Annotated in this window: 15 protein-coding genes; 6 read left to right on the forward strand and 9 right to left on the reverse strand. The window is 57.0% G+C overall.

The annotated features are described in order from the left end of the window. Positions 1 to 51: 51 nt before the first annotated feature. On the reverse strand, positions 52 to 2,100 hold the full coding sequence (locus SynA1560_RS08965; protein WP_370523144.1) for an ABC transporter ATP-binding protein/permease: 2,049 nt from the start codon (positions 2,098 to 2,100) through the stop codon (positions 52 to 54). A 326-nt stretch (positions 2,101 to 2,426) separates the two neighbouring features. On the opposite strand from SynA1560_RS08965, the gene glmU reads away from it, so the two are divergent. After that, positions 2,427 to 3,791 carry a bifunctional UDP-N-acetylglucosamine diphosphorylase/glucosamine-1-phosphate N-acetyltransferase GlmU gene (gene glmU, locus SynA1560_RS08970; protein ID WP_186468980.1) on the forward strand — a complete coding sequence of 455 codons (1,365 nt, stop codon included), beginning with the start codon at positions 2,427 to 2,429 and terminating at the stop codon, positions 3,789 to 3,791. A 246-nt stretch (positions 3,792 to 4,037) separates the two neighbouring features. Further along, entirely contained in the window at positions 4,038 to 4,232 is a 195-nt protein-coding gene (locus SynA1560_RS08975; protein ID WP_186468981.1) for a hypothetical protein, read from the forward strand. 9 nt (positions 4,233 to 4,241) lie between these two features. Here SynA1560_RS08975 and murF read toward each other — a convergent pair whose 3' ends face one another. The 6 genes from murF to menD form a co-directional block, all read right to left on the reverse strand. Continuing rightward, entirely contained in the window at positions 4,242 to 5,648 is a 1,407-nt protein-coding gene (gene murF / locus SynA1560_RS08980; protein ID WP_186468982.1) for a UDP-N-acetylmuramoyl-tripeptide--D-alanyl-D-alanine ligase, read from the reverse strand. Then, a complete protein-coding gene (locus SynA1560_RS08985) occupies positions 5,648 to 6,430 on the reverse strand; it encodes a hypothetical protein (protein ID WP_186500223.1) in 783 nt (260 codons plus the stop codon). The genes murF and SynA1560_RS08985 overlap by 1 nt, the downstream gene beginning before the upstream one ends. 64 nt (positions 6,431 to 6,494) lie before the next feature. Beyond that, positions 6,495 to 8,039, reverse strand: a complete 1,545-nt coding sequence (glgA, locus tag SynA1560_RS08990) for a glycogen synthase GlgA (RefSeq protein ID WP_186500225.1) — start codon at positions 8,037 to 8,039, stop codon at positions 6,495 to 6,497. 59 nt (positions 8,040 to 8,098) lie between these two features. Then, positions 8,099 to 8,659 carry a L,D-transpeptidase gene (locus tag SynA1560_RS08995; protein WP_186471128.1) on the reverse strand — a complete coding sequence of 187 codons (561 nt, stop codon included), beginning with the start codon at positions 8,657 to 8,659 and terminating at the stop codon, positions 8,099 to 8,101. Positions 8,660 to 8,753: 94 nt separating this feature from the next. Further along, complete coding sequence (gene menB, locus SynA1560_RS09000) at positions 8,754 to 9,629, reverse strand: 1,4-dihydroxy-2-naphthoyl-CoA synthase (RefSeq protein ID WP_186500227.1); 876 nt, start codon at positions 9,627 to 9,629, stop codon at positions 8,754 to 8,756. Positions 9,630 to 9,643: 14 nt separating this feature from the next. Further along, positions 9,644 to 11,419 carry a 2-succinyl-5-enolpyruvyl-6-hydroxy-3-cyclohexene-1-carboxylic-acid synthase gene (gene menD / locus SynA1560_RS09005; protein WP_186500229.1) on the reverse strand — a complete coding sequence of 592 codons (1,776 nt, stop codon included), beginning with the start codon at positions 11,417 to 11,419 and terminating at the stop codon, positions 9,644 to 9,646. A gap of 56 nt (positions 11,420 to 11,475) precedes the next feature. Here menD and lepB point away from each other — a divergent pair, with 56 nt between their 5' ends. Together lepB and SynA1560_RS09015 are read left to right on the forward strand one after the other, a co-directional pair. Continuing rightward, complete coding sequence (gene lepB / locus SynA1560_RS09010; RefSeq protein WP_186500230.1) at positions 11,476 to 12,048, forward strand: signal peptidase I; 573 nt, start codon at positions 11,476 to 11,478, stop codon at positions 12,046 to 12,048. A gap of 59 nt (positions 12,049 to 12,107) precedes the next feature. After that, the gene (locus SynA1560_RS09015) at positions 12,108 to 12,455 is read left to right on the forward strand and encodes a DUF760 domain-containing protein (protein WP_186471129.1); all 348 of its coding nucleotides are present in this window, start codon (positions 12,108 to 12,110) and stop codon (positions 12,453 to 12,455) included. A 17-nt stretch (positions 12,456 to 12,472) separates the two neighbouring features. On the opposite strand, the gene SynA1560_RS09020 is transcribed toward SynA1560_RS09015, so the two are convergent. Beyond that, complete coding sequence (locus tag SynA1560_RS09020; protein WP_186471130.1) at positions 12,473 to 13,657, reverse strand: DUF4336 domain-containing protein; 1,185 nt, start codon at positions 13,655 to 13,657, stop codon at positions 12,473 to 12,475. Positions 13,658 to 13,821: 164 nt separating this feature from the next. After that, complete coding sequence (locus tag SynA1560_RS09025) at positions 13,822 to 14,742, reverse strand: LysR family transcriptional regulator (RefSeq protein WP_186500231.1); 921 nt, start codon at positions 14,740 to 14,742, stop codon at positions 13,822 to 13,824. Positions 14,743 to 15,291: 549 nt separating this feature from the next. Between SynA1560_RS09025 and SynA1560_RS09030 the strand changes: the two genes are divergently transcribed. After that, positions 15,292 to 16,290, forward strand: a complete 999-nt coding sequence (locus SynA1560_RS09030; protein ID WP_186500232.1) for a fatty acid desaturase — start codon at positions 15,292 to 15,294, stop codon at positions 16,288 to 16,290. A 1,003-nt stretch (positions 16,291 to 17,293) separates the two neighbouring features. Further along, positions 17,294 to 19,807 carry a SwmB domain-containing protein gene (locus SynA1560_RS09035; RefSeq protein ID WP_186500233.1) on the forward strand — a complete coding sequence of 838 codons (2,514 nt, stop codon included), beginning with the start codon at positions 17,294 to 17,296 and terminating at the stop codon, positions 19,805 to 19,807. Positions 19,808 to 19,836: the final 29 nt, after the last annotated feature.

The raw sequence follows: 19,836 nt of genomic DNA on the forward strand, positions 1-19,836 counted from the left end.
ATCGCATCAGCTCCAGTGAAACTGAACAACGATGTGATCGGCACATCGGGATTAAGCAAACACATAGTCACGGGCATCGATGAGCCGCCAACCTCCCTCGCGGTCGAGCTCCAACACAGAGTCGTGGTACTCCAACAACGACGAGCGGTGTCCGACACTGACAAATCCAGTGCCTGCGTCCCTCAACAGGCGATAAGCCGCTCGTTCTGTGGCCAGATCCAAAGCACTCGTGGATTCATCCAGTAGAACAAAGCGCGCTTCTGCCAAGAGGACGCGAGCGAAAGCAATGCGCTGCTGCTCACCCACCGAAAGCACACGCGGCCAGTCCACCTGCTCATCTGCAGATTCCGCATGATCAAAGACTGACGTGAGCGACACTGACTCCATCAAGTTCTGAATCTTGTCGAGACCCAACATCTGGTTCGTGTCGGGATAGAGCAGTTGATCACGCAGAGAGCCAGGGAACACGTAGGGCTTTTGAGGAACGAACATCAGACCGTCCTGCAAGCCCCTTGAGGCAACCGTGCCCGTCGCGGCAGGCCAGAGACCACAGAACAAACGCAAGAGTGAGGTTTTTCCACATCCCGATGGACCCACGATCAACAAACGGCTGTTCTGATCGAGATTCAAACTGAGATTGCGCACCAAGGTGCGCTCGGCCGCGGGGATCCTCAGGGTGACCTCCTCCACCTGAACCATTCGTTCGGGCAAAAGGAGTGTTGATGAAGCTGTAGAAGTCGTGTTGTCCAGCGGAGGTCCAGACTCAAAGTCAACCGACTGCTGGTCAAAGCCATGACCCAGCTCTTGAAGTCTGCGGGTGTTGGAGAGGAGACCAGCCAATTCATTGAAATTTTCCACGATGAAACTGAATGCACCCATCACCACTGCTAAAGCCTGTGAAACCTGAGTGAACACACCAAACTGAATCTCCCCCTTAAAATAAACCGACCAAAGCAACACATAGGGAACAATAAAGCCCATATTTTGATAAACTTGCGACAGAGAATTGACAACAGCGCCTAGCCTGATCACGCGATACTGGTTTTGAATAGCCGCCAACAACGAACGCACAGAACGCGTCCATTCACCCTTTTCGCCAGAATAAAATGCGATGGATTCGGCATTATCCCGGACACGCACCAATGCATAACGAAAATCAGCGTCTAACTTGAGCTGAACATAATTCAAGCGAACAAGCTTTCGACCAATAAAAGCGATCAAACCACTTGAAACTGACGCGTAAATAACAACAAATAATAGAATCCATGCATTGATGCTGATCAAAACAAAGGCAAAGCTGAAAGCCGATGTCACCGACATCACCAACCGAAAAAATAACTCAGATGTTTGCGTGGTGAATTTTTCAATATCCTGAGAAATCCGCTGATCAGGGTTATCAACAACCACCCCTAAGCCGCCGCCACTGGAACTGATTTCATAGAAATAACGATCTCCAAGGTAGCCGCCCAGAAACCTCAGAGACATCGCCTCTCGCCAATAGTTTGCGAGAGATTTGCTCACATAGCTGTAGGCAAAAATCACAGGCGCCAAGGCCAACAAAAACACCAACACCTGGATCAGACTGCGACGAGCCTCTGCCAACTTCTTGTCGACGAAGGCATCCGTGAGGTCTTTCAAGAAAAACGAAAACAACACCAACATCGCGTTGGCAATCAACAAAAGCCAGAAAGCGCCGACCACATACAACCAAGCCCCCTGTCGACGGCGCGTCATGCCGCGACAGAACCACACCAGCACAGCTGAGGCCAACACAGCCAATCCGCTGATCCAAGTCAATGCAGCACTGGACAGCCCCCAGTCCACAAATGAGCGCATCACACTGAGACCCGTGAGCCAATCAGCAGGTAGTGCACTGCTCAGCACCCCATTCACCAGCACAATTGTCCAGGCAGAAAGCCCAAGGGCGACAAAAACAGACGACACCAGCAGCCCAACGAACAAGCGAAAGGAGCGCCGATCGGTGCCGTTCACAAAAAAGGGCAACAGAAGTTGCCGCAGATCTTTCACCCCGGCTGCAGTCATGAACGCATTGTCGTGTTCTATCAAAGTGACAAGTCGGCTGCTCGGCGGCAACACCATTTCCCTTGCCGCACGCCCCCTAGCAGCGGCAACCTTTCACAGATCGGAGACACCTCCTGACTGGCATCCCCCCTTCAGCAAGGAAGCAGCCTGAACAGGTCAAACGGGCACACCACGCGGAAGCCTTCACATTCACGAAGCGCTGCGACGCGACGCAGAACGCCTCCACACCGTGTTGCACCCCATGGACTGCACCCGACAGCGGGCCCATGCTCTGATCCGGCAACCCAGTTGCACGGTGCTCGGTCGCTGAATCCGAAACCCTACGCAGAGCTGGGCTGCGTCAACAAGTCCCGGTAGATTCCGGCCGTCCCGCTTGTGTGTTGATGCTCGCCGTCGCCGTTCTGGCCGCAGGAAAAGGCACCCGCATGAAAAGCGCCCTACCCAAGGTGCTGCAGCCTTTGGCAGGTGCCACTCTGGTGGAACGGGTCTTGGCAAGCGCCCGCAACCTTGAGCCTGAGCGTCGGGTGTTGATCGTGGGCCACCAAGCTGAGCGGGTCGAACACCAGCTGAGCCACGTGGACGGGCTTGAGTTCGTGTTGCAACAACCGCAAAACGGCACTGGACATGCTGTTCAGCAGTTAATGGGTCCCCTGAAGGATTTTTCTGGCGAATTGCTGGTGCTGAATGGGGATGTTCCACTGTTAAGAGCTGAGACCATCGATCAACTCGTCAACACCCATCGCAGCAGTGGTGCTGATGTCACGCTGTTGACCGCTCGTCTGGACGACCCAACGGGATATGGGCGGGTCTTTGTGGATGAAGAAGGCAGCGTCAGCGCCATCGTTGAACATCGCGACTGCAGCGAGGAGCAACGCAACAACAACCTCACCAACGCAGGCATCTACTGCTTCAACTGGGAGCGCCTTGCCGCCGTCTTACCGACACTGAGCACCGACAACGACCAGGGAGAGCTCTATCTGACCGACACCGTGGCCATGCTCGAACGAGCCATGCACGTGGAAGTGGCCGATGCTGATGAAGTGAACGGCATCAACAATCGACGCCAGCTGGCCCAATGCGAGGCACTCCTTCAGCAACGGCTTCGTGACCACTGGATGGATGAAGGCGTCACTTTCGTGGATCCTGGCAGCTGCACGCTGAGCGAAGGCTGCCGCTTCGGTCGCGATGTGGTGATCGAGCCCCAAACGCATCTGCGGGGTGTCTGCCGTGTCGGCGACAACTGCAGGCTTGGGCCGGGCAGCTTGATTCAAGATGCTGAGATCGGTGATGGAGTCACCGTGCTGCACTCGGTGATTCAGCAAGCATGCGTCGGTAACCAGGTGGCGATCGGCCCCTATGCCCATCTCCGCCCTGACGCCAACATCGGCAACGATTGCAAAATCGGCAATTTCGTGGAAGTGAAAAAGAGCACGATCGCCGCGGGAAGCAAAGTGAATCACCTCAGCTACATCGGCGATGCCGACCTGGGTGAACACGTGAATGTGGGTGCCGGCACCATCACGGCCAATTACGACGGTGTGAACAAGCACCGCACGGTGATCGGTGATCACAGCAAGACAGGGGCGAATTCCGTGCTTGTCGCCCCCGTCAGCATCGGACGGGAGGTAACAATCGCCGCAGGCTCCACGATCACCAAAGATGTTGGCGATGGATCTCTCGCCATCGGTCGCGCTCGCCAAAACGTGAGAGAGGGCTGGAGCGCGCGCAGCGCAGCATCCAATTCCTAACGACTGTTTTCAGCGTCAAGCATCGATGACACCCCAATTATTTTTACAGTCGGCCTTGGCTTCAAAGCAGAGATGGTGGCCTAAGTCAGTCGTGACCTCAAGAATGACTTGGGTCCGATGCCAAACATCGTTTAAGTGCCGCTGTCGAGCCGCCCTGCGCCGTTCAATCCACGGATTCTCTTCAGACACCGTTGATGGCTAGACCCTGAAACTGCGGGAGCTTGGGTGCATGCAGATTGCAGAGCCATGCCGAACATGAAGCGCTACACCGTGCGCTACCGCGATGCCGGCAGCCAGCGGATGGAGGGTTGCTTTTATGCAGGCGATGCGTTTGAAGCCAGAGTGCTGGCCATGGAAGACATTCCCTTCATCAGGAATCATCCAAACGCCATTGATTTGATCCGCTGCGAGGAACACCAAACCGCGCGGATGGCAGCTTGATGACATGTCCTAGAGCGATGGCAACAAGGAAATCAGACGCTCCAACGCCACACCACGGCTGGCCTTGAGCAGCAGGGTGTCGTGGGGGCGCAACCAGCGGCTCAGTGGTAAAGCCGCCTGTTCAGGAGCATCCACACGCTCAAAGCAGCCCAGCGATGCAGCGGCCTCTTCCATGGCAGCGCCCTCAGCCCCCGAAGCCACAGCAACCAGTCCATCCAGGTTGAGCGCGACGGCTCTCTCCACCACAGTCCGATGAAGCGCAACACTGCTTTCACCAAGCTCGAGCATCGTGCCGAGCACGGCGAAACGACGACCGGGCTGCTGCGCCAGCAGCTCCAGCGCCGCCAACACCGCCTCAGGGGAGGCGTTGTAGGTTTCATCCAACACCTTGAGGTTGCCGATGGTGAGACGACGATTGCGTCCACCCGGCACCTCCACGGCGATGGATTGGAGCTCCATCAATGGAACATCCAACTCTGCCGCGACGGCGAGCGCCAGCATCAGATTACGGGCGTTGTGACGACCGTCCAAGGGACAGGTCACGCGCACACCGTCCACAGCGAGCACACCCGCCGTTGAATCGTGGACGCCGATCCAATCGGCGGCGGGTAAGGCATTGGACACGAGTCCCACCACATCGGGGCCATCCTGTGGTTGGTCACCTTCCAAGGCCACCCGCACCACGCGGCCTCTCCAACAGCGCGCAAGAGCATCCTCCAAGAGCGCATCGCCCGCTGGAATCACCACAACACCATGGGGTGCCAGAGCAGCCGTGATTTCGCACTTGGCTGTGGCAATGGCAGCCCTGCTGCCAAGACGACCGATGTGTGCCGTGCCGATATTGGTGATCACAGCAATGTCGGGTTCGGCGCAACGCGACAAGCGCTCAATTTCACCGAGGCCGCGCATCCCCATCTCCACCACGACCGCTTGATGGCATGGCTCAGCACCCATCAAGGTGAGAGGTACACCGACATCGTTGTTGTTATTGCTGTTGCTGGCCTGCACGGCACCAAGAGGACGCAATGCTGCACGAATCAGCTCTCGCGTGGTGGTCTTGCCCGCTGAACCCGTTACAGCCACAACACCGGCAGCGAGCTGACGTCGATGCAAGGTGGCCAGTTGTTGATAAGCCCAAAGAGTGTTCTCAACACGCCAGTGCAGCAATCCGTCCGGCAACGGTTGATCCCAGTCACTGGCCACCAGGGCAGCCTGGGCACCCAGCTCTGATGCGCGCTCCAGAAAGGTATGACCATCGAAACGTTCACCCCGAAGCGGAATAAATAGAGCACCGGCCTGTAACTCACGACTGTCCGTGCAGACGGGGCCCATCGCCACTGTGAGGTCTAGATGCTGACCGTTCTTGAGCACCGGCGGCCCCCAAAGCTCCGCGAGCTGGGCAAGCTGCAGCGTCATCACAATTGCGGCGGATCGAACATGATCATGCCCCCACCAACGCGAGCTGGCCGCGCCAGCAGACGGTATCCAGCATCTTCCAGGGTGATGTCGTCGTAGCCCTGATCCTCGAGCATGCGCCACCACATCTCCGCAAGGGTTCGACGGGAGGTTGCGGACAGCTCTTCCCACAACGATGCATCGAGCACCAGCACGGCAGCATTGCTCTCTGGTAAAGGGCGTGCCGCCAGTAAAAGCCCTTCAGGCACTGAGAGATCCGCATCAGCTTCGGCTAACAAGCGAAGCAACGGGTCCACCTGAAGTGTGGGTTGAGGCAAGGACTCCGGTTCGGGAGATTCGGGCACTGCAGCGGTCGGTGCAGACCTTGGCAACGGCGGGTCCAGCTCCTGCGCCATGGGTTGCAGGGCTGGCGGCGGTGCCTCCAAGGCTGGATCAAGATCTGCCTTGAGAGGGCGAGCCTCAGGCAGCGGTGTGGTGCGAATCGTCTCGATGCCCGGTGCCGGTACGTCGTCAGTAGCCTGCAAGGCTGTGTTCAGCTGGATCCAGCCCAGCGCCACAACCATCACAGTCAGCGCGAGCACCACCGGCCAGAACAGTGGAGCGAGATCCGTGGGCCAAAACCCAGGAGTGGACAGATCACCTTCTCGGTTGCGGCGCCAGAGCTCTTGAAGACGCAAGCGCAGATCAGCAACAGCGGCCGGGATGTCTTCACGCAGAGCCACCCAGGGGCTTTGATATGGCGCAGGTAGAGAGCGCTCGTCGGGCGAGGACGGATCCGGCATCACTGTGAAAGCTCTGCTCGCTCCACGTTGCCCGAAGACAGCGTGGGGCGACAGGGGTCAAGTCTCATTTTCGCGATTGACGCAGGAGGCGTGCCAGCGGGTTACGGCTGTTGCGTTCAAGGATCTCTTCGGGAGGACTCGGGCTGGCTTCAATCGGCGACGCGCCGTTGCGCGAAGGGTCCGCATCTTGCCCCTGAGAGAACTGTTCCACCTCGGCGGCATCCGGTCCAGGTTCCTTGATTCCGCAGACATCCCGATACATGCGGTCGTACTCAAGCGCGGATCGATCCCAGCTGTAGTTCTGCAGCATGCCCCGTCGTTGCAACTGCATCCAGCTCTCTTGATGGCGGTAGGCCTCCCAGGCACGCACAAGAGCGGTGTAGAAATCAACTGGCTCGAAACGGTCGAAGCAGAAGCCTGTGCCGACCTGATTGCGAGGGTCATGGGGAGGCACGGTGTCGACCAGACCACCGACTTTGCGCACGACCGGAACACAGCCGTAGCGCATCGCGTTGAGCTGACTGATCCCGCAGGGCTCAAAACGACTGGGCATCAAGAACGCATCACTGCCGGCATAGATCAAGCGCGACAGAGCATCGTCGTAGGTGAGGAACACCGACACTCGGCCGGGATGGCGGGAGGCGAGCTGCCAGAGCCCCGACTCGAGCCCGCGATCACCGGTACCAAGCACAACGATCTGAGTATCGGTGTAGGCAAGCAGGCGATCGGCAACCTGCAAAAGCAGATCGACACCCTTCTGATCGACGAGTCGACTCACCATGCCGAGCACGAAGGCGTCATCACGCACCTCCAGACCCATGCGCTCCTGCAAAACCTTTTTGCACTCAGCCTTGCCGGACAGATTCTCGGCGTCGTAATTGGCGGGCAGCGTCCTGTCGGTGGAGGGATCCCAGGCTTCCAGATCGATGCCGTTGAGGATGCCGCGCAACTTGCCGGAGATGTAATTCAGTAACCCCTCCAGCTTTTCGCCGTACTCGGACGTGCGGATCTCCTGGGCATAGGTGGGAGACACCGCATTGACGCGATCGGCATAGAGCAGAGCCGCGGCCATGGTGTGATCACCCTGCATGTACCAGGGGCACCAGGTCATGCGGTCCAACTTCCAGCGCCAGGGGCCCTGATATTTGAGATTGTGGATCGTGAAAACCGTGCTGATCTCCGGGTCTTGATGCATCCACACCGGAATCATGCCGGTGTGCCAGTCATGGCAATGCAAAACCTGCGGCTTCCACATGTTCCAGGAGAATTCCGCAACAGCACTGGCAAAGAAGGTGAAGCGCCAGTCTTCGTCCTCTCCGCCGTAGATCCGCTCTGGATCAAAGACGGGATGGCCCACCAGATAAACAGGGAGACCATTGGTGGGGTGCTGGGTTTCGAAGACCGCAAATTCAGTGCCCATGGTCTGAGCACGCCAGATGGGCTCAGGTGGGATATCAAGCTGGCTCCAGAGCCTGCTGTAGCCGGGCATGATCAGACGCACGTCGTGGCCGAGAGCGGCCAACGCCGGCGGCAGGGATCCGACCACATCGCCCATACCGCCAACTTTCACCATCGGTGCGCATTCGGCGGCGGCAAACAGCACACGCATGAACGATCAAACCCGTTAAGCGGCGCGACTTTAAGCGCAATCGCCTGGGATCAGAAGCATCAAGGCAAGACAGTCACCGGAGTGCCAACGCGCACCATGTCAAAAATCTCCTGGACGTTTTCCTCGTAAAGACGCACGCAACCGTGGGAGACCGCTCGTCCCACCGTCCAGCGGTATGGCGTTCCGTGGAACCCCGCCACTGTGCAGCCTTCAATGTCGAGGTACTGCTCACCGTCCCAACCCTCACGTCCCTTGCAATCGCGATAGAAGCCAATCCAACGGGTGCCGAGCGGATTGGTCGCATCCTCAGGACCGCGTCTCTGGCCAGTCACTGGATGGGTCCAGACCGGCTCCTTGACCTTCTGCATCACCCGGAAACGCCCCGCCGGCGTTTCCCAACCCACCGTGCCGACAGCGGCGGGGAACCGCCGTGTCAACTGCCCATCATCGAGCACCAGCAGTTGGCGGTGGTGGCGATCCAGCACCAGCTGCAATCCCACGCTCAGCCGAAGATCATCAGGAACCCTGGCCATGGATTCCGCATCGGTGACGGGTTCTGCCAGAGGCGGAATGGGGTCTGGTTCGCGCTCGAGCGGAGCAGCCAGCACGCCATTGGGCATCAGCAACGCCAAAGCGGCAAACGCAGACAGCCCAACAGTTGAACGATGGCGGACAGACATCCTGATGCGATTGAACATCCCAATCGTTGTCTAGCTACGGCAACCAGGGTGAGGACGAGAAGTCAGGATCCCGTTTTTCCAAGAAGGCATTGCGTCCCTCCTGCCCCTCCTCCGTTCGGTAGAAGAGGTGCGTGGCTTGTCCTGCCAACTCTTGAAGGCCAGCCAGACCATCGGTCTCCGCATTGAAGGCGGCTTTCAGGCAACGGATAGCCGTTGGACTGTGTTGCAGCACCTCTTTGGCCCAACGCACGCCTTCGGCTTCCAGCTCATCGAGTGGCACCACCGCATTCACAAGACCCATCTCCAGCGCTTGCTCGGCGCCATAGCGGCGGCAGAGAAACCAGATCTCCCGTGCTTTGCGTTGTCCGACGACCCGCGCCAGATACCCAGCTCCGAATCCACCATCGAAGCTGCCGACGCGCGGACCGGTCTGCCCAAACACGGCGTTGTCCGCCGCCAGGCTGAGATCACAGAGCAGGTGCAGCACCTGTCCACCGCCAATGGCATAGCCCGCCACCAATGCGATCACCACCTTGGGGAGGCTGCGGATCAATCGCTGCAGATCCAACACATTGAGGCGCGGCAGTCCCTTCTCATCGAGGTAACCACCATCGCCGCGAACGCTTTGATCACCACCAGCGCAGAAGGCATAGCCGCCGTCTTCCGCTGGACCGACACCGGTCAGCAGCACCACCCCAATGCTGCTGTCATCGCGAATTCGCGTGAAGGCATCGCAAAGCTCGGCCACGGTGCGTGGTCGAAAGGCATTGCGTTTCTGGGGACGATTAATGGCCACACGGGCCATGCCTGGCTTGGCGCGGTCCAGCCGGATGTCTTCGTACTGAGTCCAGGGATGCCAGGTCGCGCCCGGATCACCGGGAAGCACAGGGGATGAGACCGGATCAGCCATGACAAGGACGTCGATCAGCCCTCTGTTGTACCCCCCCGCGCTGATGCGTTGATGAGCGCATCACGCCACTGGCGGCGAAGCTCGGCATCGTCAACGCGGTTGGTGCAGACCCGAAGCAACACGGTGCATTGCTGCGCCAGGCCCCACTCGAGGGCTGCAGGAAGATCCTCCAGACAGCTGATCTGTCTGCCTGTCACACCATGCGCTGCCGCCAGAGCCAGCGGATCGCAACGTTGGGGCATGGCAAACAGTCGATCGAATGCAGCCGGCGATGCTGCAGGAATGGGCAGCTGCCCAAAGATGCCGCCACCACCGTTATCGATCAGCAACACCACCAGCGGCACCACCGATGCACTGGCCAGCAACCAACCGTTGCTGTCGTGCTGGAGGGCCAGATCTCCAGTAATCAAAAGGGTTGGGCCGAGAACGCTTGCCAGCCCAAGCGCCAGCGACAACGTGCCATCAATGCCCGAGGCACCACGAAAGCTGTAACAGCGACGGGTGCCGATGTCGGCTGCGGCAAAAGCCTGCCAATCCCGCACCGGGCTACTCGCCGCAAGCATCACCGGCAGCCCCTCCGGCAGACAACCCGGCAGGGCCATCATCAAGGCAGGCTCGTTGATAGCGCCCGCTTCAGCCAGCAGCGATTGCAGTGCGGTGTGAACGCGATGATCGGCCTGCTGCCACCCGCGAAGCAGGTCAGCAGAGTGCTGGGGTGCAAAGCGGGCATCAGCGCGATTGGCCTTCCACCAGCGCCACAGCCCATGGCTGTCTTGATGGCTGAGTCCGAGTGGATCGAGGCAACGGGAGTCGCCCTCGGTAATCAGCCATTGCCCCGAACCCTGTTGGCGCAGCCAGGCCTCAAGCCGGCGGCTAGCTGGGAGAGGTCCAAGGCGCAGCACCTGCAGGGAATCGCATTCATGACTTAGGCCTGCGGGGAGCAGCAGGTCCCAGTGGCGAATCAGTCCGGAGAGCTGGTCAGGCACTGCGGCCAGCGGATCCGCCAGAAGCGGCCAGCCACTGCAGTCCACCAGCTCTTGCAATGCCTGCTGATACGCGGGCAGATCCGCAGCCAGTCCCCGCCATGGACCCGCCACCACAACCCCTGGACGGGACCAGTCAGGAGCGCCCAAAACCGTAGGCCGCGAGTGGGTGTCGGCCGGGCGAGCCAAAGGCCCCTGGGGATCGCTTGGCATGGCGATCCCCAACCAGAGCTGTTGTTGCTGTTCTGCAGTTGGATGCAACGGCTCTTCGAACGGGAGATTGAGATGCACAGGACCTGGGGGCTGCAGCATTCGCTCCCAGGCCTGGGTTGTTAGGGAGCTCAGCGCCTCATCCGGCAGACCATGCAGACCATCGACGGGTCCGCTGGCCATCCAACGGCAGGCACTGATGAGAAAGTCCTCCTGATTGACCGTCTGATTGGCGCCGCAGTTCTTGAGACGTCGCGGACGATCACCGGTCAAGAACAAAAGAGGAATGCTGGAACGGTCGGCCTCAACGGCTGCTGGAAGCAGGTTGGCCACTGCTGTGCCGGAGGTGGTGATCACCGCGACAGGTCGGCCAGCGGCCGCTGCCAAACCCAAGGCATGAAACCCCGCCGAACGTTCATCAATGGCCGTCACCAGTTCCAGCAAGCCCCGCTCAGCCAATCCACCGGCCGCCAGGGCCAGCGATGCCGATCGGCTCCCAGGGCACAGCACCACCCGTTGCAGACCCAGCTGCTGGAGTTGCAACAGCAGCCGGATGGCTGCTCTCAGATTGTCGGTGGCGAGGCTCAGGCCAGACATCGGTGCTGATGCGATCCTCGATCAGGGACCACCACCTTGCCCAACCAGGTCAGTTGATGAGCGATCAGTCCAAGCAAGCCAATCAACGCCGCGGTGGCTGGCGATCGCTGCTGGTGTGGGTTCTGCTGGCCCTGCTGCTGCGCTGGCAGGTCCTTGAACCACGCTGGATTCCCTCAGGCTCGATGCTGCCGACCCTGCAACTGCAGGACCGAATCCTGGTGGAAAAACTGCGTCCACGGCTTGAGCGCCAGCGCCATCAGTCGTTACCGCTCAACAGCGTCGTGGTGTTCCGCGTCCCGGAACAGCTGGTGCAGGCGGGCTATGACCCGAACGCTGCCTTGATCAAACGCGTGGTGGGACGGCCGGGTGATCGGCTGGAGGTTAAGGAGGGGCAGCTCATCAGGAACGGAAGCACCATTCAGGAACCATGGATCGCTGATCGGATGGATTACGCCATGGCTCCAGTTGAGGTGCCCCAAGGTGAGCTGTGGGTGATGGGTGACAACCGCAACGCCAGCCTGGATTCACATCTGTGGGGTCCACTGCCTGAAGACGATGTGATCGGCACAGCGATTTGGCGTTATTGGCCTCTCAGTCGGTTCGGTCCAATACGGTTCTCCCGACCGTGATCAACTGTGATGTTGAGCTCAGCTGCGATAAGGTCACTCACATGACGGAGAGCGGTGGGATGTTTAACCCTGAATTTTTGACCACCGACAACCAAGACGGTCAGCCAGTGAATGGCTTGGTTCAATACCTCCAGGATCAGTCTCCTGATGTGCTGCAGCGGGTTGCCAAATCTGCCAGCAACGACATCCAAGACATCATTCGCCACAACGTTCAGGGTTTGCTTGGCATGCTCCCCGGCGAACAATTTGAAGTGAAGGTCACCGCCAATCGCGACAATCTGGCCAACATGCTGGCCTCAGCGATGATGACTGGTTACTTCCTTCGCCAGATGGAGCAGCGCAAAGAGCTGGAGGAAACCCTCTTCGGTGACGACGACATGGTCATCGACGACGACATCAAGCTCTGAACCATCCCTGATGTCGGCTAGCGGGGATCTTGAGGAACCACACCGAGATCCAACAGGGTTTGATCGATGCCACCGAGGAATTCCCAGTTGCCATCGCTGGGTGCCCAGGTTCTGGACTCAATTTGTCGGCGAAGCTCAAACACTTCTTGAGGCCTGAACGCAAGCGGGGCTGAGTAGTGGGCTGGAACGAGCCAACGCAAATCAAGCTGTTGCTCGAGCTCCATCAGCCACTCCAACAGGGCCTCACGAGCGCGCGGCAACACAAGCCGTTCCAGCACTGGTGCCACCTGGAGTTTGGGGGTCTGATCACCGATCAGAGCGGCTGCAGCGTCCTGCCAGCCCTGTGTCCAGGCAAAGGGATACAGACCGAAGTGGGCTCGTGCTGAGCGCAATCCAGGCTTGAACGCCTGGCGAATCACCTCAACAAGACCTGGCACCTCGAGGGGTTCCGGCCGCAGATAAGAGGCAAACAACACCAAGCGTGCCCAGCCCCTTCGCCTGTTGGCCGGTGTGTCGTCAAACGGTTGATCACCGCGCTCACGGGCGTGAAACAGCAACGGAGCTGGATCGGCATTAAACACAGCGGGAGGTTCGGCAGCGATGCCCACCAGGGCATCGGTCACCAGCAGGGCACCCGAAGGACGATGCAGACAGCTGATCTCCTGAAAGCGACCGACCCCAAGATCAAGTGGCCCAAGGGAGATCCAATGGCAGACGTCACTGTGGGGGACGCCATCGTCGAGCAATACCTTGGTGCGACGGGCGGGGACACCCAGCCATGACAGAGGCAGCTGCACCGGGAAACTCCACTGGCCTGGGCACACCCACACCTCCGCTTCCGGGAAGGCTCGGGCCAGGGGGCCAAGAGGAAGTTTGTGCTCCAACCCTGAAGCGGTGGGGAGCACGATCGTGCGCACCGGTCCGTGTTCAGCTTCCAGCGCAGCAATGCCGTCGCGAAGCTCCCCAGTCGGCGGCAATGGATTCACCAGCATCAAGCCACCAGGCACTTTCACGACCGTGAGACGAATCGGCACGGCGACGTAATACACCCCCTGAAGCTGCTCAAAACCCCAAACCTGGCCAGGGATCAGCTCTTGTACGTGCGTGGCACGCCGGCCGTAGGGATAGAGAGGCAGCAGCGGCCAGAAACCCCAGCGCTGATCAGCAGGATTCACACCAGCTCCAGCCACCACGCTCCCCATCAATGCAGTGATTCTGCAGAGGAATGGAACAGGCCAGGGTTAGGTCACAAACCACAGCGCTACAAAGCACCACACAGCACAGCCTGAACGCAGCGCGATCTCGGATCAAGCAATCCAGACGGATTAAGTCAAAACAATCTGTCGAGATGCAAAGCCATGGGATGTCAAGCCTCAACAGAGTTCTCCATGCTTCGTGCAAGGTCAACAAAGCCCGCGATGTAGTTGACAGATGCATCCACCTTGCGCATGCCCAAATGAATCTGCTTGCCAATGCCGCTCTGCCCCAGCCGGAGCACCGTAAGGCTCATCGAAGCGGCATAGCGTTCAGCGAGCCAACGGGGCAGTGCCGCAACGCCACGTGCGCAAGACACCATTTGCAAAATCATGTCAGTGGTTTCAATCCGCTTATGAAGAGCTGGCAAGAACCCGGCTGGCGTAAAAAAGCTTCGGTAAATGTCCAGGCGCTCTAAGGGTACGGGGTAAGAAATCAAGATCTCAGATTGCAAATCCTCGGGTGTCACCCAATCATTGTTAGACAAACGATGTTGATCTGACACTACCAAGACCTGCTCGTAATCAAACACTGGCTCAAACTGAAGCCCTGGCTTAAATACAGGATCAGGAGTAACGAGCATATCTATTTCATGATTTAGCAAAGCATCGAGACCACCAAATTGAAATTTTTGAATCACATCAATATCAACATCTGGATAAGCCCTTAGGTACGGATCTGTCACATTGAGCATCCACTGATAACAGGGATGACACTCCATTCCAACCCGCAATGTACCTCGAACACCAGCAGAAAATTGGCCAAGATGATCCTCTGCAAGCGATAACTGAGGCAAAACCCTCCCAGCCAAGGAGTGAAGATAACGACCTGCCTGAGTCAGACAGAGTTGCCGACCATCACGCACCCAAATCAACGCTCCAAGCTGCTTTTCCAGTTTCTTGATGGAATGACTCAGGGCTGACTGTGTTAATGAAAGGGCATCAGCAGCAGCAGTCAAAGAACCACGCCTTTCTACTTCAACAATGATCTGCAGATGCAACCTCTGGAGAACATGCTCATGAGCAGCATTCATGAATCAATGAAGAATAAACATTTTACTTTCAACGAATCGCAATAGACAATATTTACGCCTAGCGCAAACGCATTGCCTGTTGCATGCCTTTGAACAGAAAAACCACCTGGCCAAAACTTCCGAGCCTTCAGCTGCCAACAAAAGGGAGCATGGCAAGCTGGCTTAAGGAAAACAGCCTCTTGGTGGGGGCGTGGGCCTTGCAAGGGTTCCAGGAACATGGCCGAGGAATGGTCCGGATCCGTACTCTCACAATGGCAGAAGAAGCGGGTCCGTGGCCATGGAGCACTGAGGCATGCCTCGTTGAGCCGTCTTACGTCACAAGCGCAGAGGCTGAAAACTCCATCAGCAACTTGCCTTGCAAGCAAAGCAGGCTTCAAATCAAAAGAGCGCTTCAGACCTATAACCCTTCAGCAGATGCCATGGCCTGGTTGGACGTTGCAAATGAACCGTTGGTGCTGCATCTCAAGGCCTTGAAAGTTGCCCCAGAGGAAGCCCTGCGACAACTGGCCCGCCGCCGCGATGAATTCGAACTCTCCTGAACGACTCCCAATGGAATCACCGTCTTATCAAGACTTCTGCCTGAAGCCCTTTACGACACGCAGCAATCGAAAAGCTCTCATTCAGATCAGTAATACTCTGATTCCCTATGGACTGTTGTGGTGGCTGATGCTTCAAGCCACAGAAATCTCCCTCTGGTTCACTCCACCTTTCCTAATCATTCTCAGCCTTTTTTCACTGAGAAGTTTTTCATTAATGCATGATTGCGGCCATGGATCATTATTTGAGACCCCAAGACTGAATCGGATCTTTGGATTCCTTTTTGGCGTCATCAATGCAGTTCCGCAGCTGTCCTGGTCGATTGACCACGCTTATCATCACAAAACAAACGGAGACTGGGAACGCTATCGAGGGGTTGCTGATTTTTTGAGCCTGGACGAATTCCTAAATCTCAGCCGCAATGAGCAAAGGATCTACACGACAATCCACCACCCACTCATGGCACTACCGGGTGGCTTCTACTACTTAGCAATCAAACCTAGATTGGATCTATTGGTTGGCCTTGTCACCCCAAAGAATCGCATGTGGGGATCCAGGGAAGAATTCAACGATCTTTGCCTGAGCAACTTTTTTAGCTTGATTGGGGTGGTCTGCCTCGGATCGTGGATTGGCTTTGGATTATTTCTGAGCCTTTACAGCATTATCCTTTGCCTCACAGCTAGTAGCTTAATTTACGTTTTCTATGTACAACACATATTTGAAAATAGTTACGCTAATCCAAGCAAAGGCTGGAGCCCGATACGAGGGGCCTTAGAAGGCTCGAGTCTACTCATCCTCCCACCATTGCTGCAATGGTTCACAGCCAATATCGGCTTTCACAATATTCATCACCTTTGCGAAAGAATACCCAATTACAACCTTAAAGCTTGCCATCAGCGCAATCAACACCTATTGAGAAACGTACCAACATTGCGCCTAGAAAGCATGCTTGAATGTTCAAAATTTGTTTTATGGGATCCAAGCAATGCAAGCTTGACCACAATCCCATGACAAATCAGTCGGACAATGGGTCCATCCAAACTACTAAATGTCATGAACAAAAATCTGACTATCTGATGCTTGATTGTGAGTATTGATTCAAGGCCAGTCGCAAATAAGAGAAACACCAGATTGATGAACTTTTTGAAACCTGCGCTTGTTTCATAGAATATTAATGTAATCCGCTACGTCGTTGAAGTTTCATATTTGAGCCAAATGTCTGCTGTGTTCGCTGGATGAGACGTATTACGCGGGGCTATTTGATGCATCAAAACGCAGTTTCGCTGTGCAGGGTGGAGAACTGAGCCGTTCAGAAGCGATGCGTCTCTTGGAATTGGGGGGATGAACAATGCCATGGCACTGCGGCGCTGGGACGACCGGGCCAAGGTTTATGGGGTTGAAGTGCCCGACTTGGATGCCTACAGGCAGGTGGTCTTGGACCATCTCCTGTAGAGCAGGGTTCAAGCGATGTCAGCTCCCTGGGAGTTGTACACCATCAAGTCCAGTTGCACAAAATTCCAGAGCAACTCAGGGACAAGCCCCTAAGACCTATTCCCGTAACTAGACGCTAAGCGGCAGCAGCGGCCACCAAGGCCAGCTTTGGTCCTCAGATTGGATGCCGCTCGCAGCCACGCAATTCAGGTTCCGTATCCACGATTCTGCCTAGAGGCGGTGCGTTCAGCGGTTGATTTGAAACTGGCCAGCAGCCATCGGCATCGAACAGACCGCTAAAGCCGAAACCAAGTCTCAGCAGCCTCTTTACGCCTCTGAAGGAAACCGAGTGATGGCCTGATCAAATCGCGTTCGAATCGGACCACATGCCAGTCGCAGAAGTGCGGTGCCGCCTCGATAATCGTTAACGATTAAGACTGAACTTGCTTCTTACCTCACGAGCATCAGCAAGGCTGCTCCCTTGGTACAGGGGGTCGAATGCTGGCATCGAGGCATCTCCCTTTGAACCTGATCGCAGGCTTGATCTGGGGGATCAGGGCGCTCATCCGGCTGAGGCGTAGCGATGTCATTCACCCAACTCGGCCCCGACATCGATGGAGAGGCTGGCGGCGATGAAAGCGGCCACAGGGTTTCTCTCTCCAGCGATGGCAGCGTCGTTGCCATCGCTGCCCCCTTCAACGATGGCAATGGCACAGATTCGGGCCATACGCGCATCTACCAGTGGGATTCAGCCTCCTCTTCCTGGAATCAACTCGGTAGCGATATCGATGGAGAAGCCGCTGGTGATCGAAGCGGCCATAGGAGGGGGGTTGCTCTCTCAAGCGACGGCAGCGTCGTTGCCATCGGTGCCCAGTTAAACGATGGCAATGGATCAGATTCGGGCCATACGCGCATCTACCAGTGGGATTCAGCCTCCTCTTCCTGGAATCAACTCGGTAGCGATATCGATGGAGAAGCCGCTGGTGATTACAGCGGCGGCAGCGTTTCCCTCTCCAGCGATGGCAGCGTCGTTGCCATCGGTGCCGCCAACAACGATGGCAATGGCACACGTTCGGGCCACACGCGCATCTACCAGTGGGATTCAGCCTCCTCCTCCTGGAATCAACTCGGTAGCGATATCGATGGAGAAGCCGCCTTCGATGGAAGCGGCGCCTGCGTTTCTCTCTCCAGCGATGGCAGCGTCGTTGCCATCGGTGCCCCCGACAACGATGGCAACAGGCATACAGGCTCAAATAAGGGCCATACACGCATCTACCAGTGGGATTCAGCCTCTTCCTCCTGGAATCAACTCGGTAGCGATATCGATGGAGAAGCCGATGGTGATCGAAGCGGCCTAAGAGTTTCTCTCTCTAGCGATGGCAGCATCGTTGCCATTGGTGCCACACAAAACAATGCGAATGGCAGCCAATCAGGCCATACACGCATCTACAAGTGGGATTCAGCCTCCTCTTCCTGGAATCAACTCGGTAGCGATATCGATGCAGAAGCCGCTGGTGATTACAGCGGCACCGTTTCTCTCTCCAGCGATGGCAGCGTCGTTGCCATCGGTGCCCACCACAACGATGGCAATGGAACTAGTGCTGGCCATACACGCATCTACCAATGGGATTCAGCCTCCTCTTCCTGGAATCAACTCGGTAGCGATATCGATGGAGAAGCCGCTGGTGACAACAGCGGCGTCAGCGTTTCCCTCTCCAGCGATGGCAGCGCCGTTGCTATCGGTGCCCCCTACAACCATGGGCTTGGACCTGGAACTGGTGTTCGTGCTGGACACGTAAGGGTCTTCAGTCTCGACACCACTGCGCCCACCTTCTCCTCAGCTGCCACCAACAACAACGGCACCAAGATCATCCTCACTTACGACGAAACGCTCTCCTCAACAACAGCTTCCACCTCTGCCTTCACAGTCAGCTCCGGCGGGGTAGCCAATGCCGTCACTGCGGTTGCAATCTCCGGCTCCACCGTTGAGCTCACTCTCACCAACACCATCAAAAAATCGGAGACCATCACTGTTGCCTATAGCGATCCCACAAGCTCTAACGATGCCAATGCGGTTCAAGACTCCAGCGGCAATGACGCCGCGACCCTGAGCGCTCAATCCGTCACCAACAACTCGACCGTTGCAGCGATCTCGTCCTCTGGCGGCTCAACATCTAACAACGCCTCAACCTCCAATAACGACTCAAATCGCGAGACAGAATCCGGCAACACTCTTCTCCTCAACGACAACAACTCCTTCTCCGTCACAACTGGTGCCAGCAACGGCCTCTGGCTCACTCTCAAGGTCCTCTCTGCCAGCACAAGCCTGCAGAACACCCTCATCCTCATCGATCAGAACAACAACGTCCTCGGGTCAATCGGCGCCACTCAGTTCTCTAAAAACTGCGGTGATCACGCCATCTTCATTCCAGAAGGATCGACCATTTCCTTCCAGCAATCCAGCAACAACCAGCCCATCAACAGCTCACCACAACACACCATCACCCAGCAAAGTGATGGCTCCTACAAGCTGCACCTCAACGACAACACACGCGATAGCGATCACGATGATCTGATCCTCGACATCAGCTATTCCTCCGCCTCTCCCGATCCCAGCGCCACTTCCATAGCCAGCAAGCAACAAAATATCCACGACGCCATCCTTGATCTCTCCTCCATCCCCGCAGACGGTCAGACACTCCAGATCACTCTCAACAGCGACTGCTCTTTCATCAATCGCTTTGCACTCGTCAAGCTCAACCAGCAATCCTCTGGTGAGTTCACCGTTGGCAGGTACGACAACACAGCTGGTGAGGCTTTTGATCAGAACGTCTACGACAGCATCATCAATCCTGGCGGCAGCATCATCACCGCCACTGGCGTTCAGGAAAAGGTCATTGAATGGAAGGTCTCTACAACAGACGCTGGCTTCTATGCACCTGTTCTGATCAATCCAGCAGGTGACATCCACACCTACGGCTCCTCTCACGTCAAAAATCTCGGTAGCAACCTCTTTGCCTTTGAGGACGACAGCCAGATCTCAAACCCCGACTACGACTTCAACGACCTCACCGCCAAGTTTCAAATTATCACCTGAATTCCATCCGCTCAGAACCTCACAACAAC

Origin of the sequence: Synechococcus sp. A15-60 (assembly GCF_014280095.1) — a bacterium.
Classification (GTDB): domain Bacteria; phylum Cyanobacteriota; class Cyanobacteriia; order PCC-6307; family Cyanobiaceae; genus Synechococcus_C.

Coding starts and splice junctions, on each gene's coding strand:
- SynA1560_RS09020 (WP_186471130.1), bottom strand. CDS start 13,657: ATGGGGAGCGTGGTGGCTGGAGCTGGTGTGAATCCTGCTGATCAGCGC.
- SynA1560_RS08975 (WP_186468981.1), top strand. CDS start 4,038: ATGCCGAACATGAAGCGCTACACCGTGCGCTACCGCGATGCCGGCAGC.
- murF (WP_186468982.1), bottom strand. CDS start 5,648: ATGACGCTGCAGCTTGCCCAGCTCGCGGAGCTTTGGGGGCCGCCGGTG.
- SynA1560_RS09035 (WP_186500233.1), top strand. CDS start 17,294: ATGTCATTCACCCAACTCGGCCCCGACATCGATGGAGAGGCTGGCGGC.
- SynA1560_RS09015 (WP_186471129.1), top strand. CDS start 12,108: ATGTTTAACCCTGAATTTTTGACCACCGACAACCAAGACGGTCAGCCA.
- SynA1560_RS08995 (WP_186471128.1), bottom strand. CDS start 8,659: ATGCCCAATGGCGTGCTGGCTGCTCCGCTCGAGCGCGAACCAGACCCC.
- SynA1560_RS08965 (WP_370523144.1), bottom strand. CDS start 2,100: ATGGTGTTGCCGCCGAGCAGCCGACTTGTCACTTTGATAGAACACGAC.
- SynA1560_RS09025 (WP_186500231.1), bottom strand. CDS start 14,742: ATGAATGCTGCTCATGAGCATGTTCTCCAGAGGTTGCATCTGCAGATC.
- SynA1560_RS09030 (WP_186500232.1), top strand. CDS start 15,292: ATGGAATCACCGTCTTATCAAGACTTCTGCCTGAAGCCCTTTACGACA.
- SynA1560_RS08985 (WP_186500223.1), bottom strand. CDS start 6,430: ATGCCGGATCCGTCCTCGCCCGACGAGCGCTCTCTACCTGCGCCATAT.
- menD (WP_186500229.1), bottom strand. CDS start 11,419: ATGTCTGGCCTGAGCCTCGCCACCGACAATCTGAGAGCAGCCATCCGG.
- menB (WP_186500227.1), bottom strand. CDS start 9,629: ATGGCTGATCCGGTCTCATCCCCTGTGCTTCCCGGTGATCCGGGCGCG.
- lepB (WP_186500230.1), top strand. CDS start 11,476: ATGAGCGATCAGTCCAAGCAAGCCAATCAACGCCGCGGTGGCTGGCGA.
- glgA (WP_186500225.1), bottom strand. CDS start 8,039: ATGCGTGTGCTGTTTGCCGCCGCCGAATGCGCACCGATGGTGAAAGTT.
- glmU (WP_186468980.1), top strand. CDS start 2,427: ATGCTCGCCGTCGCCGTTCTGGCCGCAGGAAAAGGCACCCGCATGAAA.